This window comes from Wolbachia endosymbiont (group A) of Pogonocherus hispidulus (assembly GCF_964028195.1).
Classification (GTDB): domain Bacteria; phylum Pseudomonadota; class Alphaproteobacteria; order Rickettsiales; family Anaplasmataceae; genus Wolbachia.
The window spans coordinates 615,008-629,638 of sequence record NZ_OZ034750.1; the positions used below are offsets into that span (position 1 = coordinate 615,008).

Below are 14,631 nucleotides of genomic sequence, written 5' to 3' on the forward strand. Positions count from 1 at the left end.
AAAGATTTCTCTAGAAAGGATAAATGAAGTATAAAATGGCTTTAAAAAAGGTAGAAAAATGTCAAAGTCATATAGTGAAGATTTGAGAGAACGTGCTTTGAAAGTAGTAGACAAAAAATGACTATGAGCAAGATGTTCAAAATTGATAGAAAAACAATATATTGATGAAGGAAAAGAAACAAGAAACATAAAACCATCTTCAGGCTATCAAAAGGCACATAGTCTTAAAATCAAAGATTTATTCTGAAACCATACTCAATTTTACTTGATGTAATCGTTATTTAGTGATATACTAATTAAATAGGTTTGAGGTGAATAAACATCATGTTAGGAAACACAATTATTGATGGCGGTGGTCAACAAGCTAATTTTGATTTATCAAGGAATAGTCTAGCCTTTATTTCTTGCTCTAGCCAAGATGATAAATCGCTAGGACAAGTAGTACAGTCTATTATTGGCAAAGTTGACTCTAATAAAATCGCAGAAATTAGCGAGTTCTTCTCAGGAAGAGATGGCAAAGAAGGTTGGTATGATAATATAGGAATACGCTTCTCATTATTTGATTTATGTTCTGAGAATGATGATAGCGGTAACAGCAGAAATAAGCCTATAGTTAAGGTTCAAGATGAAGGTTCAGCATTTTCTAATGAATTAAAAGAAATGTTTGAATTAATAAGTAAAAAAAATAGAGATGTACTCTACATTAGAAGGCGTCCTGTAGAACAAGGGCAACATGAAAATCACTGGGTTGTTTTCTACTTTTTTGTAGATCAGAATAAAAAAAATATATTATTTGTAGATGCTCAGAATCCAGCTATAGGTGAGAAAAATAGCTTTAGAGATTGTATTAATGACTTCTTAACCCAACAAGATTGTAATCTATATGTTTCAAACACTCAATTTCAAAAGGATGACTACTCGTGCGGTCTTATAGCATCTGAAATAGCAAGAATGCTCTGGAATGATCATGAAGGAGTAAAAAAAGTTTTATCTCAATATACACCAATAAATAGAGAAAAAGTTGAACTTGCCTCTCTAATGGGTAATAAGTTTGAACAGTTAACTAATCTTTGTTCAACAAAGGGATCTATTAATTACGGTAAGATAAATAAAGAGTTTAATGCTGCTAGCATCAGAACAGCACACTTTGCAACGGCATTGTATATTGGTCTAGAAGGATTGTTTGACGGATTGTTCGACATAAGTATCCAAGATATAAAGGACTCGATTGAAAAAATTAGGTCATGTTTTATTAATAATCTCGATAATGTTGCTTCGTTTAATGAGCAAATAAAAAAAATATCTCAAAGAGAACGTAAAATGCCGAAAACTCAAAAACTTAAAAGTCCTCAAGAAACTACTACGGGTAGCTCTGATGTAAAAGCAAATGATACTATTCCCTGTCCTGTCCAGCAGAAAATAAGTAATGATATTCACACAGCTGAAAGCTCAGAGTATGAAAGTAATGATAATTTGGAGCAAAATACTTCATCTCTAGAACAGTTAAAAAATGCTCTTCAAAATCAAGATCTTGAAGATATATCATTTCTAAATGAAGAATTAAGAAACGCAAAGCTGCAGATATTTTACAAAGACATGAGTCTTACTATTTCTGATCGATTACTCCAATTTCATTCTGATCAATTACTCCAATGTAAGGCTCAGCTTGCTACTTCAGATCAACTATGTTTTTTAAAATTTTTTGAATTTAGTTTCATTACAACTTTTGTTTGTAATTTTGTTTTTTATTCGAGTAAAAAGTGCATTTTTGACAATAAAAACCCTAACTTAATCATAGAAAAATTTTGTATCAAACAACAGTTACTGCTTAGATCTTATGGTTAACGAATATGTGTATAAATACTTTAAATGTGTGTAGACGTATTTATCCACATATTCGTTAACCTATTTTCTATGCAGATTTTTTTAATTCACATTGACTGCTTCTTTAAGCCTCGCATTGGCAATTACTATGATTTTACGCATTAGAGCTGTCATAGCCACCATCTTCTTTTTACCTTTACCAACAAGCCTTGAATAGAAGGCACCAAGCGCAGACTTAGACCTTGAAGCAGACATCGCAGCTGTAAAAAGCTTTTCACGAACGTTGCTTCTGCCACCACTTATTCTGCGATAACCAATAGTTTTACCACTTTCTTTCGGATGAGGTGCAACTCCAGCAAGACTTGCAATTTCTCCCCTACTTACATAACCAAGTTCTGGCATTAGACACAGAAAATCTTGAGATAATTTTGCACCTATTCCTGGAACTGTTTTAAGGATTTTTTGGCGCTTTTGTAACTCTGGATTCTCATCAATAATTTTTTGTATGGTATTGTTGAGCTCATCTATCTGGCTATTAAAGAATTCAATAGTTTTCTGACAGCTTTCTTTTATATGGTCGTTTTCAGGTGCTGCAAGCCTAGATTTCTCTTGAGCTCTCATTTTTGTAATGTCATCACGACGTTGACAAAGTGCAACTAAGGTTGTTTGTTCTTTTGACATAGGTGCAAATAGAGATAGAGTACTATAGCGTTCAAACCCATACTGAGCAAGGGCTCTTGCATCTGATTGATCAGACTTTGCTAAAGTTCCATGAGATAGAACAAAGCTTTTTACTTTGCGAGTATTAGCTCGATGTACAGCAATATCTTTATCAACAAGAAAATGTGCTAAGCCAAGCTCATATTTTCCAGTGTTTTCCAGAGTTACTAAAGAATTAGGTAAGATATTTGAAAAATCTTGAAACAATTGTTGCCAGCCAGCAGTATCATTGTCGAATTCGACAGCGTTCTTCTGTTTGTGAACTGCAACAACATTTTTAAATTTTCCGATATCAATGCCAATAAAATTTTGATAAGATGTAATCATAATAACCTCGATTAGTTTTAATTAATTTAAGATTGTAAACGGGTGCATACATATGTCCCATGCAACTATTCAAACGTATCGAGAGATGGGCTAGTGTACCTTGATCCGAACGGTTATAATACCAACAGTTGGTCGGTCGCACACGCCCGTGATAACTCTATTCCTATAGTGAGTAGGGTTATCTTCCCTCTTATCTCCTTTATATCATATTTTTAACTTACAACAGTTGGAACTTAGAAGAAATAAATGCGTGCTTTCCGGTTGGTAGCATAGAAGAAGAAGGAAATAAATTTGTATTGGGAAACGATAAACTTTCATGGCAACGTTGGAATTTAAAACACAAACCAATTTTAGAAAGGTTTAGCGTTACTCACAACTATAAAGTAGAAAATTATACAGATCAGAAGGTCAGAAAATATGTTTTAGCAGAACACAACGTTTACTATAAAAATGATTTGGATTCAGAGCAAAAAGACTCAATACACGAATTAGAAAAGCACATTTTAGTATTTTACCCGGGAGTACTGAAGTGGCATGAACATCGACATTTGCACAGAAGTTGGAAAGATAGTCGAATAATATCTCTAATAAGTTAAGTACTTATATTTAGATACTCATATATTATATTAATAATAGGTAAAAGTGTATGAAATAAAAAGAAAAAGACTTGCTTTCTCATGCTAAAAAGGACATGACTTGAATAGCAGCAGGTAAATATAAGAAATTTGTCTGGTGCTAGAAAAGCTAATTTTGTGAGGTATGAAATGAGTTTTAGCAAGAGTAAGTTTTTTAAAGAAGTATCAAGTAACGGATTTAAAGACATTAATAAAAGAAATGAAGAAGGAGAGACGATCTTGCATCAAGCAGTAGAAATCTCTGATTACAAAACAGTGAGATTATTAATAAAAAAAGGAGCAGAGGTAAATGCAAGAGATAAAAATGGTTATACACCTCTACACTGTGCAGTATTCGCAAAGAGTTTAGAAAATGTAAAAGTGCTGATCAGGGGAGGAGGAGAAATAAATGCCACTAAATATATCAACGGATGTACGCCACTGCACTCTGCATGTAGGCTAGGAGCAGGAATTGCAATAATAAAAGAGCTAGTAAAAGCAGGAGCTGGAGTTAATCAACTGGATAAATATGGTGCAACACCAATGTATTATATATGGGAGAGTGAAAGGTATGGCCTATGGGATAATGGAGAGAATGAAAAGGCGAGGAAATTTCTGGGAAAGCAAGGTGGAATAACAAAAAGTAGAAAACTGACGTGCTATGGAATAGAGGGTCTAGTGGGAGAAATAGCAGATATGTTGGATAGGAGCTATTTACCTGAGTTAAAAATAATAGAGATAGGAGAAATAAGGAAGAGAGACAAATCACTAATAAAGGAAGAATGTAAAAATTTAGCAAGCAAGATAATCAGCCAAGTGAATGAAATGATTGATGAAGTGGTGGAGGCAGACTTAAGCAAGATGTGGTGAGAAGGGAGCTCAAAAAGATGAGCAAAGAGTTTGGTTGCGAAAATTTCAAAGGGAAAGTGAGGTATGTTATGTCAAGGAAAGAAGCAAGGAATGTTTTTGATAGGTTATTGAAAGCATTATCAGAAAACAGGTTTCAACAAATAAATGAAAAAGACGCAGCAGGTTGCACAATATTGCACCGAGCAGCACAGGTGTCAGAGCCAGAAGTAATAAAGTTATTAATAGAAAAAGGTGCAGGTACAAACGATAGAAACAATAGAGGCGAGACACCGTTGCACCTAGCAGCGTTTTTAGGAAGAAGAAAAAATGTGAAAGTGCTGATAGAAGGAGGAGCTACAGTAAATGCAAAATCAAACAATAAAGCAGTACCACTACACTTAGCCTGTTTAGCAAGAAGAATAGGAACAATAGAAGAGCTGATAAATGCAGGAGGAGATCTTGATACAGTAGATAAATTTGGATGTAGCCCACTACACTATGCTAAAGTTTATAAAAGGGTAGCAAGTTTTCTAGAAAAGAAAGGTGTAAATATGAAAGAAATACCAGAAATGTACGATAGGGCAAAAGAGGCAATAGAGGAGATAATAGAGAAACGAAACGTGAATGAATTACAACTAAAGGAGGCGGATTTAATAGATTAAGCATATAGATTTATATCTTAATATAATATGTGGAAAAAATGTGTATATTTTGTAAAAAAAAACTTGCTTTTTATGCCAAAACAGCCCTAAGTGAAAAAGTAGCTGGTAAACAAACAAGAATTACCAAGCGCTAAAGTGAGCCAAATTGGAGCCACTTTATATTGCATTAATAGCTGAGGAACGTTATGGTAAAATTTAGTAAGAAAGAAAGAGAAGAATTTAATAATTCATGGAAAGAAGTATTAGATAACTCAATAGAAGATATTAATAAAAAAGACACAAAAGGAAGGACGATATTGCATTACGCGGTGGGAATGCCAGATCCAAAAAAAGTTAGGTTATTAATCAAAAAGGGAGCAGATGTAGATGCAGCAGATGCCGGGAAATATAGACCACTGCACTTAGCAGTAATGGGACAACGTCTAGAAAATACAAAGGAGCTGATAAAGGCAGGAGCCGATGTAAACGCAGTGGAACGAAGTAGCAAATTTGCCGCGTTACATCTGGCATGCATGGTAGCAGAGATAAAAATAGTAGAAGAGCTAGTAAAGGCGGGAGCGAATGTAGAGCAAAAGGATAAATTTGGCAAAACCCCAATGTATTATGGAAGAAATAATAAAGAGATAAAAGAAGTGTTAGAGAACGTAAAAATGGCAAATAAACAGAGGGAATTTATAGAAAGAATAAGGGTTATATCGGAAAGTACAGCAGCAGGTGTGATAGTGGCAAAAGAAGAGGTAGAAACTATGGATGAAAAAGTGCTATGAGCCGTAACTTTTTTTTAAATTCAGAAGCTAGGATGGAAGAAATAGAAAAGAAAGTAATGAATTTAGAGAAAAAAGCGTTGGAAGAGCTGAGAAAAATATGGAAGAAGGTATATGGGAAAGAAGCGCCTAGATACTCAAAGAAATATCTGATACCAAGATTAGCTTATAGAATGCAAGAAAAAGCGTATGGAGAAATGTCAAGAAAAGTAGCAAAAAGACTAGAGTATCTGGCAGATCGGCTAGAAAAGGGAAAAAGAATAAGTAGTGACAAACTGCCAGTAGCAGGAACAGAGTTGATATTAGAGAGAGGGGAAGAGACGCATACAGTAATGGTAACAGATAAGGTTTTAATCTACAGAGAAGAATTTTTTACGTCATTGTCAGCAGTGGCAGGAAAAATAATGGGAATGAGCTACAACGGACCTTTATTATTTGGGATGCGTGATAAAAATGAAAATTGAAGAGAGTAAAATGCTAAAAGAAGTAAGGTGTGCGATATATACAAGAAAATCAAATGAGGATGGGCTAGAACAAAAGTTTAACAGTCTTGATGCACAGCGAGTAGCATGTGAGAAGTACATAAAGAGCAGAGAAGGATGGGTAGCATTGGTAAAAAGGTACGATGATGGCGGATATTCAGGAAAAAATTTAGAAAGACCAGCGATAAAGGAATTGTTTAAAGATGTAAAAGCAGGAGAAGTGGACTGTGTAGTAGTATATACTCTGGATAGGCTATCAAGGGAAACAAAAGATAGTATAGAAGTAACATCATTTTTTAGAAGGCACCGAGTAAATTTTGTAGCAGTAACACAGATATTTGACAATAATACGCCAATGGGAAAATTTGTACAAACGGTGTTATCAGGAGCAGCACAACTAGAAAGAGAGATGATAGTAGAGAGAGTAAAAAATAAAATAGCAACATCAAAAGAGCAAGGTTTATGGATGGGTGGAACTTTGCCATTTGGGTATGATGTAAAAGATAAAGAATTAATAATAAATGAAAAAGAAGCAAAAGTAGTAAAGTACATATTTGCAAGGTATATGGAGCTAAAATCAATGGCAGAATTGGCAAGAGAGTTAAATAGTCAAGGTTACCGTACGAAAGGAAAATCAGATATCTTTAAAAAGGCAACGGTGAGAAGAATAATAACAAATCCAATATATATGGGAAAGATAAGACATTATGACAAACGGTATGAGGGAAAGCATGAAGCAATAATAGAAGAGGAAAAATGGCAGAAAGCACAGGAATTGATAAAGAATCAACCATATAGAAAAGTAAGATATGAAGAGGCGCTACTAAAGGGAATAATAAAGTGCAAGAGCTGTGGTGTAAATATGACACTAACGTATGCGAAAAAAGAAAATAAAAGGTACCGATATTACGTATGCAACAATCATTTAAGGGGAAAAAATTGTGAATCAGTAAATCGAACAATAGTAGCGGGAGAAGTAGAGAAAGAAGCAATGAAGAGAGCAGAAGATTTATATGAAAAATGGGGAGAAAAGACCGAAGAAAAATGGGAAAATTTAAGTTTTGGAAAGCAGAAAGAAGTAGTGAAAAAGTTAATAAAGGGAGTGATGGTAAAAGAAGATGGAATAGAGGTGCACTCTGAGTCAGAAGAAAAATTTATACCAATGGGGTTAAAAAAGAAAGGAAATAAATGCACAGTAGTAGAACCAGAAGGGAAAACAAACAATGCGCTACTGAAAGCAGTGGTAAGAGCCCATCTGTGGAAACGGCAACTAGAAGAGGGAAAATATGCAAGCGTAGGAGAACTGAGTGCCAAAATTAATATAGGTACAAGACGTATACAGCAAATTTTAAGATTAAATTATTTAGCACCAAAAATCAAAGAAGACATAGTACATGGGAGACAGCCAAGGGGTTTGAAGTTAGCTGACTTGAGGGAAATACCGATGTTATGGAGTGAGCAATTAAAGAAATTTTATGGATTAGTGGCGTATTTACACCATTTATAAAAACAACAAAAGGAGAGAAACTATGAACACCAAAACTATTGAAAGGTATTGCTGAGAAATAAGAAAGGTAGCCAAATTGCCGCTACTGCAGTTGATACAGAGGAATCAAGGACCTCTGATGTACCAAAAGATGTTGAGGTAAAAGAACAAACTAATGCTGAAAAAGCTACAGCTCAATTGTGTGAAAATATCAACGAAAATAGTGATGATCTTAATATACTTCAACCTACATGTGAAACCAGCGAAAAAGCCCAAAACTCCTCAATAGAAACGCCAAATGCCACTGACAGCCCCTCTTTAGCTGTATGTTTTGATGGCGATGCAACAGACAAAAAAGACAACCCATCAATAAAAACAACGCAGCAAAGACAAACAATCTTAACTGGTTTTGTTGGTACAGCGTTATTAGTGAGTAGTGTTGCTATATCCTGGAAATGCACGTTATAGCGGTAATTGGCGGGGATTGGCTTATGTAGGTTTTGCGCTGTACAATCTTTATAAAGCCCAATACTAAACTCGAAAAAGTTGAAGATGTAGAACAACTCACCACTCAGCCTTTTTTGAATCTGGCATAAAATGTGTATACTCGAAAAATATGAAAATTTTACTACTTGCTAACAAAACAATTGGCATTTTTGAAGTCCTTTACGCCGTTAAATCCACAGATTCATTTGCTAGGGTTTTTATGGGGTTTACAGAAATAGTTGTAAGAGATGACCTAAAAAGTACATCTAAAGCCTAAAATGCGATTGTAAGGTCACCTCTGAGGGTTATTTTTTTCTTTAACGTACTACAAAGTTTAAAAGAATAAGATTTAAGAAGAATTTGATAGGAAGTAACACCTAAACTCTATTACTCATCGTCATAGTCAGGATATTGTGGAGGAGCTTCTCCTTACTTTATAAGATAACTTCTTTAGAAGGCTTCCTGTAATATTAACTTACTTCCCTAACTTGAGCTTAGGGCTCACAGCACATACTTTTAAACTTGCTAAAAACCAATACAAGTTGAAAACTCTAAAAATTATTAAGTGCACCTACAACGCTTGCAATTTGATCAGCTTTAACATCGCTAAGTGCTGTGTTTGCTTTATATAAACAGCAACCCCCTGCTATAAGAAAAATTGATGCAGCTACAGCAAGTGTGAGACATATTGCTAAATAAGGTATTGTTAAACTTGCACCAACAGCAAACACTCCAGCTATTACAAAAGCAGCAGAAGCATAGTTACTCTGTTTTCTACTCTGATCACTTGCTACTGGGAGTTTTGTATTTTCATCCTCATTTTCTTGTAGTCTAGCCAAGTTTTGCTGTGCTCTATTCAGCTCCCCTTCTTTCCGCTCAAGCTGAGCTTTTGTCCTTTGAAGTTCATCCTCTTGTTCCACCCTTTGAGCCAAAGTCAAATCTCTTTCTTCTCCAAGTTGAACGTTTTGATGATTAAGATTTTCAATCTTCTGTTCTTGCATAGAAATAGTTTCGGATAATTCATCTCGTTCATCAGTAAGACTTTTAATCTCTTGTGATAATTTTTGAGCATAACTGTCCGATAATATAACTTGCGCCTTCGCAAACTTAATTTCTGGTAATAAACTCTGTGGTAATGGATATAGTGCTTTTAAGTTATACCACTGATGACTTCTTTCATAGACGCCTTTGTAATCTTTTGTATGGGGCTCTGTTTCTCCAAGTACTGCTACATCTAATCGATATATGTCATTACTAAATGTTTGTTCATAATGGTTGCGTAGATAACTCTCTATAACCTTAATTGACGTAACACTAAACCTGAAGAAATTTACTCTTCCAAACGATAACACCGGTCCATCTTTTTCTATTTTTACCCCTGAATAGTCAGAAAGAAGATCTCCAAATAAACTCTCATCCAATATAAATCTTTGCGCATTATAATAATCGTTAAAAATCCTCATCAATCTGGATCTTACAGGCAGTGATAGTTTTGCCAGCTCTACTACTGCATCTACGAAGAAGTCATTTGGTACCTCTTTTATCCCTACTTGCAACTCAAAAAAGTGTTTACCGGGTGGTTCTTCGATGATTGTAATGTCTTCTATATTTGCCCACTTGAGTGCTATTTTAAGTGATTTAGGTGTTCCTCGCAGTCTTTGAAATTTTACTCCTTCTACTATGGCTCTTCTTTTATCTTTTACCCAGCGTAGTATTTCTTCTAAACCATATTCTTCTATTATCCACGGCAATGTTTCTTCTTCCAATCTAAACTTAAATCCCCTGATACAGCTTGGATCTACTTTATAATCTATCGCATCTACTAGCGCTTTTTCCTGTTTTGTTGCATTTGGTGGCAGTAACATTAATTCAACTCAATCTTTAAATTTCGCAAATTTGCACATTCATTTCCTAGCACTACAACATCTTCTTTTGGCTCGATTAATTCCACATTTTCTACACCCTCTACAAATAGATTCGCTATTATCCATGATCTTGTCACACTCCATCCCAGCCTTCTATTTGCTTCAAACTTCTTAATGAACTGCTTCTTGATTTCCTCCTTCGATATCATAGGACTTATGCTCATTCTGCTGTGAATATCTATTTCCGTAATATTGCAACCAACTACTGTTACTGTATCTGTTAAAACCCTTATATCATCTCTAGTAACCTGCTTTTTTACAATTTCTAGTAGCTCTTCTGACAATATGCCAGTTGTGGATAATTGTGTTGATAAGATTGAAATTTGTACTTTTCCTGGTATAGGTGATTCTACTAATGCATCTTTTACTCTACTATCTGCCGACAGTGCATGATACCTATAATACTCCTTGCTTCCACACGCTACTATCTTTGCTTTAATTCTTTTTCTAAATCGTTCATCATCTTCTTCTTTTTGCCTCTCCACTCCATAAAACTCAGCTAAATTATCAAGATCTTCTCCCGTTGCAAATTTTAGTAAATTACCCTTTACAGCTTCGTTTATCCTTTGTCTGAGTAAAAGTTCTCGCCATGCTGCTACCTCCAGAACTTTCATTGCTGGATCCGATTCTACTAATCCTGAAAAGGTTTCATCTCTACGGACTAACTCTTCTTTCATTCTTGAAAATATTTCCTCGAAATTTGGCTTTTCTACAATATTTAGCTGCTGCATCTTTAAACTACAATTTCATCAAAATGAATGTTTTTCCCGCTTGGTAAGTATAATCCTTCTAGGTCAAGCGTTACTTTTCCTTCTTTCACCTCTGTCATTTTTACTTTTTCTAGCTTAAATCTTTCCTCCCACCTTTGTAGAGCTTCTGCTACTGCTGAATAGATTTCCAAAGTTAAATCTCTATTTATTGGCTTATCCACCAATTCAAATAATCTTGAGCCATAATCTCTCCTCATTATTCTACTGTTTACTGGAGTGGTCAGTATATCAATTATCGATTGCTTTAAGTGCTCTATTCCTTCTAACGCTTTTCCTGTTTTAGCATCCATACCCTTCATTTCTATTTTGCAAAGACGCTTTCACTGCCTTTTATTACTTTAAACCCACATGAAACTATATCTCCTACTCTTCCTACACTAAGACCATTTGCAAACACTGTTTTTGATCCTTGAATCATTACTTTTCCTTCACTAAAACTGTCTCCTTTTCTACATATTGACTTACCGTTTACAAAAACATTATTACTTCCGCTAATGCAGAAATGTGGTATAGCTTCTCCACAGCAGTCTCCTAACCTCACTATTCCTTTGTTCAATTTAAGTCGATCCTTTCTGCTTTCAGTTTTATTCCACTTTTTGTCATTTCTATCTCTGATTTTCCTACTTTGAAATTTAATTTATCCACTACAGAAATTTCAAGATTCTTGCTCTCTTTGTCATACAATAACTTTGTTCCATCTTGAAATACTAAACTGTTAATCATTTCACTATTCTCTGGTGCAGAATAATTTTGCTGATATATTCCAGCTAGTACTACTCCTAATGATAACTCTCCCAATGGTGATAATATTACTACCTGTTCATTTATGCTTGGTGGTAGCCAGCTTCTTTCCTCTCCTGCTCTAGAAGTTATCCATGGAAGAAAATCTGTTAAAAGTTCTCCTATCTTCACTCTTACTTTTGCTTTCTCATAATCTACTTCTTTTACAACTCCTATTCGTACAATGTTTGCTAACTTTCTTTGCAGCTCTGAAATAGCAAAATTACTCTCTAACATTTTCTTCTATTATAATCGTATGTGGCTTAATCTTATTTTCTGTCCATATCGATTTACCTAAATGAAGCTGATGACTCCAATCAACCATCCACACCAAATATGCATCTAATTCGGGTCTAAATCCGTCAATTTCTGCAGAGATAAATTCTCCTGGTGAAACATTTTTTATATTCCATGTATTTTTGTTTACAACTTTTGCCACCTCAGCAGCTAATGTTCTGACAATAATAGCTGCATTTTCTATTGTGCTATCAATCACAATTCGTGCTTCAAATCTTGCTTTCAGTGCTAATTCCTCTGTTCCAGGATCTTTTCCCGATTCTAAACTCACAAGCTCTACAAATAACGCTGGCGCTAATAATTCTTTTCTTATCGATGGATAAATTTCACATGTTTGTATAGTTAGGATTTCTTCCTTCAGTCTAGTACAAATTGCTTGATGTAAATCTTTCAAATTCATCCTTTATAGCTCAATTGACGTTCAAAAAACTTTGTAAAGACTTCTTCAACTTCATAATTAACAAGATTCCCTATTATCCTTGAAGCCTCAGGTTCGAGTGACAATTTAACTTCCTTTATTGGCAATGCTGCTCTTCCTTCACGTTTAAACATACCGCTATTTCCTTTTGGCATAACTGCTGCAAATCCTCCTATAAACTCATGCTTTCCTACTTTCGATCCTCTTCTTGTTTTTTGTATTTTGCCAATTGTCGATGCTCTAATGTCGTAGAAATTTGCTCTAATTAACACTTCTAATCTGCTTGTTTTTGCTTTAAAAATTCTTAATCTCTTTCTTATCAAACTTAATTTTATCTTCTTTTCCTCACTGATTTCCTTAGCTGCTTGCGCTTTTAACCATAGTGCCGTTTTGTTTAATGCTTTTATAGCTGCCAGTTTTACTTTCTGCTCTTTTTCGTCAATATTGTAGACTATTTCATTAATATTGTTACTAATTTTAATATCAAACACTTTCTATTGCCTCAATTTTCCATATTTCACTCGAAGAATCTTTTAACGGTGGTTCAAAAATCTTGTAGAACCTTTTTTCAATCTTGATATAATCACCTATGCTAAAGGAAGTAACGTCCTGATCACATATTTCTATAGAAGCAATTTGCTGAGTTAATGCTCCATCTGCACCTAGAGAGTACGTAGTCTCAGGACGTTTAATTAGCACCTTTATTCTACGAATGCCCTTGTTATTTTTATTACAATATGTGGCTTCCACTCCTAAATGCTCAAAACAATCTTCCAATAATTTTCCTATATTCATCAACTAGAACTAATTTTTACCAAAACTCCCGGACGATGGCACATTGGCAATGGATTCGACTGCGTATGTAAATCAGTTCCTCTATCAAACCTCCTTGGTTCTTGTTTTGCATAGAGTGGCTGTCCAAGAGTATTTACTGTCTCATTAAAGTCTGCTGGTGCAAAATATGTTGTAAATGTGCTCGCTGTTCCTAGTGGAAAACAGTGCCCTGTATCTTTCTCAATAAATCTTCTCACTGTTCCTTCAGGATCAGTTGCTTGCCCTCTATATTCCTCAAATGTTATTCCGCAAAATGTAAATCCTGATCTCATGTCGTTCCTTAGTGCTGCACCTTCTTGCCATCTTTCATATGCTTCTTTTACTTTTGCATGAGAAGTGAGTGCATCAAAAAACTCAGGGCTTACCAAGGCATGAACTCCTGTCATATATTCACCACTTAAGTTATCCTCAATATGCCGCAATACTTCCATACACTTACGCTTTACATCAGTTGTTGCAGTTCCTAGTGCAAAATTTACTACTTTTGGTGTGATTTCAAATTCGTTGTACAGATTTAATAATTCTGACCCATCAGCATCTAAAATTATTCCTTTTAGCGCTCCCATTCGCAAATGCTCTAATGTTATTGCATGTTTGTTTCTCATCAATTGCAAATGATCGGTTATTACATCTGCCAGCGCTTTAAGTTCACTCTCTGATCCAAATGCCCTTATTCCTTGTACTTCTTCTGGCAGCACTACATCATCATGCGGAATGTGCGGAATCGTAAATGTTCTTATCTTTCTTTTTCCTCTTTTTCCTACTGTTGCTGGTGCTCCGGGTACTTGCGTTGGTAGTAAACTTAACACTCCGTTGTGTTCTTCTATCGTAATATGTCTAAATCTTACTGACCTACTTGGAAACAAATTTAAATTTTCAACACGTCCATAATTTATCGGCAATATATTCATCGCATTTGTTAGTGCCGTCATGCTAAATGCTGTGTTTGTAAATGGATTTTGCATTTTTTCTTTTCCCCCTTTTGTATTTTTAATAGTTTTTTTAAGCTCCCTTGCGGATAATGATCCCTCGTCCTTCAAGTTGCTTTATTGCTGCATTTTTCTGCTCTTCAGTGATATTTGCTGGCCACACAACTGCATGATCTGCTAGCATTGCACTGCGAGTAATAATCACTCCTTTCATATCAGAATCTTTGCTATGTATATCGGTTGTAATTACTCCTACTGCTGTTTGTGTGCCGTCTGTTCCAGTGGGGTTCAGCACTCTAATAAAACCATCATCTGTCTTCTTGGCAACTACTGTACCAAGTTTAATATTTTGACCTTTCGCTACAGTTATTTGGTCTCTTGAATATAGACTTGATACCTCATACTTTAATAAGTCACCTAGATTATTTTGTTCGCTTATACAACTCATAAATTTCTCTCCTTAA

At 35.0% G+C, this 14,631-nt stretch carries 18 protein-coding genes and 1 pseudogene; 8 read left to right on the forward strand and 11 right to left on the reverse strand.

Going from position 1 to position 14,631, the window contains the following annotated elements; translation table 11 throughout:
* Nucleotides 1–324: 324 nt before the first annotated feature.
* The gene (locus ABWU58_RS02965; RefSeq protein WP_353283580.1) at nt 325–1,845 is read left to right on the forward strand and encodes a hypothetical protein; all 1,521 of its coding nucleotides are present in this window, start codon (nt 325–327) and stop codon (nt 1,843–1,845) included.
* Between the two features lie 81 nt (nt 1,846–1,926).
* Here ABWU58_RS02965 and ABWU58_RS02970 read toward each other — a convergent pair whose 3' ends face one another.
* A complete protein-coding gene (locus tag ABWU58_RS02970) occupies nt 1,927–2,871 on the reverse strand; it encodes an IS110 family transposase (RefSeq protein ID WP_264336326.1) in 945 nt (314 codons plus the stop codon).
* A 221-nt stretch (nt 2,872–3,092) separates the two neighbouring features.
* Between ABWU58_RS02970 and ABWU58_RS02975 the strand changes: the two are divergent.
* The 7 genes and pseudogenes from ABWU58_RS02975 to ABWU58_RS03005 form a co-directional block, all read left to right on the forward strand.
* Nucleotides 3,093–3,467 (forward strand): annotated as a pseudogene (locus tag ABWU58_RS02975) (phage tail protein); the annotation flags it as partial.
* Nucleotides 3,468–3,635: 168 nt separating this feature from the next.
* Nucleotides 3,636–4,355, forward strand: a complete 720-nt coding sequence (locus ABWU58_RS02980) for an ankyrin repeat domain-containing protein (RefSeq protein WP_353283581.1) — start codon at nt 3,636–3,638, stop codon at nt 4,353–4,355.
* A gap of 17 nt (nt 4,356–4,372) precedes the next feature.
* Nucleotides 4,373–4,996, forward strand: a complete 624-nt coding sequence (locus tag ABWU58_RS02985) for an ankyrin repeat domain-containing protein (RefSeq protein WP_309165797.1) — start codon at nt 4,373–4,375, stop codon at nt 4,994–4,996.
* A gap of 185 nt (nt 4,997–5,181) precedes the next feature.
* Nucleotides 5,182–5,763 carry an ankyrin repeat domain-containing protein gene (locus tag ABWU58_RS02990; protein WP_353283582.1) on the forward strand — a complete coding sequence of 194 codons (582 nt, stop codon included), beginning with the start codon at nt 5,182–5,184 and terminating at the stop codon, nt 5,761–5,763.
* Nucleotides 5,764–5,795: 32 nt separating this feature from the next.
* Nucleotides 5,796–6,224 carry a DUF2924 domain-containing protein gene (locus ABWU58_RS02995; protein WP_353283583.1) on the forward strand — a complete coding sequence of 143 codons (429 nt, stop codon included), beginning with the start codon at nt 5,796–5,798 and terminating at the stop codon, nt 6,222–6,224.
* A gap of 10 nt (nt 6,225–6,234) precedes the next feature.
* Nucleotides 6,235–7,749 carry a recombinase family protein gene (locus tag ABWU58_RS03000; protein WP_353283704.1) on the forward strand — a complete coding sequence of 505 codons (1,515 nt, stop codon included), beginning with the start codon at nt 6,235–6,237 and terminating at the stop codon, nt 7,747–7,749.
* Between the two features lie 48 nt (nt 7,750–7,797).
* Entirely contained in the window at nt 7,798–8,196 is a 399-nt protein-coding gene (locus ABWU58_RS03005) for a hypothetical protein (RefSeq protein WP_309165800.1), read from the forward strand.
* 569 nt (nt 8,197–8,765) lie between these two features.
* On the opposite strand, the gene ABWU58_RS03010 is transcribed toward ABWU58_RS03005, so the two are convergent.
* Genes ABWU58_RS03010 through ABWU58_RS03055 form a run of 10 tightly spaced genes read right to left on the reverse strand, consistent with a single transcriptional unit; the run spans nt 8,766 to nt 14,615 of the window.
* Nucleotides 8,766–10,079, reverse strand: coding sequence for a phage tail protein (locus ABWU58_RS03010; protein ID WP_353283584.1), 1,314 nt, complete (start codon nt 10,077–10,079; stop codon nt 8,766–8,768).
* Entirely contained in the window at nt 10,079–10,870 is a 792-nt protein-coding gene (locus ABWU58_RS03015) for a baseplate J/gp47 family protein (protein ID WP_353283585.1), read from the reverse strand. Before ABWU58_RS03015 ends, ABWU58_RS03010 begins: the two co-directional genes overlap by 1 nt.
* A gap of 2 nt (nt 10,871–10,872) precedes the next feature.
* Nucleotides 10,873–11,208: a GPW/gp25 family protein gene (locus tag ABWU58_RS03020; RefSeq protein ID WP_353283586.1), complete on the reverse strand. Its 336-nt coding sequence runs from the start codon at nt 11,206–11,208 to the stop codon at nt 10,873–10,875.
* 2 nt (nt 11,209–11,210) lie between these two features.
* Nucleotides 11,211–11,465 (reverse strand): PAAR domain-containing protein, encoded by a 255-nt coding sequence (locus ABWU58_RS03025; protein ID WP_353283587.1) that lies wholly within the window; start codon nt 11,463–11,465, stop codon nt 11,211–11,213.
* Nucleotides 11,462–11,926 carry a phage baseplate assembly protein V gene (locus ABWU58_RS03030; RefSeq protein ID WP_047759504.1) on the reverse strand — a complete coding sequence of 155 codons (465 nt, stop codon included), beginning with the start codon at nt 11,924–11,926 and terminating at the stop codon, nt 11,462–11,464. The genes ABWU58_RS03025 and ABWU58_RS03030 overlap by 4 nt, the downstream gene beginning before the upstream one ends.
* Nucleotides 11,913–12,386, reverse strand: a complete 474-nt coding sequence (locus tag ABWU58_RS03035; RefSeq protein WP_353283588.1) for a hypothetical protein — start codon at nt 12,384–12,386, stop codon at nt 11,913–11,915. Before ABWU58_RS03035 ends, ABWU58_RS03030 begins: the two co-directional genes overlap by 14 nt.
* A complete protein-coding gene (locus tag ABWU58_RS03040) occupies nt 12,383–12,868 on the reverse strand; it encodes a phage tail protein (protein ID WP_410542051.1) in 486 nt (161 codons plus the stop codon). The genes ABWU58_RS03035 and ABWU58_RS03040 overlap by 4 nt, the downstream gene beginning before the upstream one ends.
* 19 nt (nt 12,869–12,887) lie before the next feature.
* The gene (locus tag ABWU58_RS03045) at nt 12,888–13,199 is read right to left on the reverse strand and encodes a hypothetical protein (protein ID WP_353283589.1); all 312 of its coding nucleotides are present in this window, start codon (nt 13,197–13,199) and stop codon (nt 12,888–12,890) included.
* The gene (locus ABWU58_RS03050; protein WP_353283590.1) at nt 13,199–14,203 is read right to left on the reverse strand and encodes a major capsid protein; all 1,005 of its coding nucleotides are present in this window, start codon (nt 14,201–14,203) and stop codon (nt 13,199–13,201) included. Before ABWU58_RS03050 ends, ABWU58_RS03045 begins: the two co-directional genes overlap by 1 nt.
* A gap of 37 nt (nt 14,204–14,240) precedes the next feature.
* Entirely contained in the window at nt 14,241–14,615 is a 375-nt protein-coding gene (locus ABWU58_RS03055; protein WP_250777735.1) for a head decoration protein, read from the reverse strand.
* Nucleotides 14,616–14,631 lie beyond the last annotated feature (16 nt).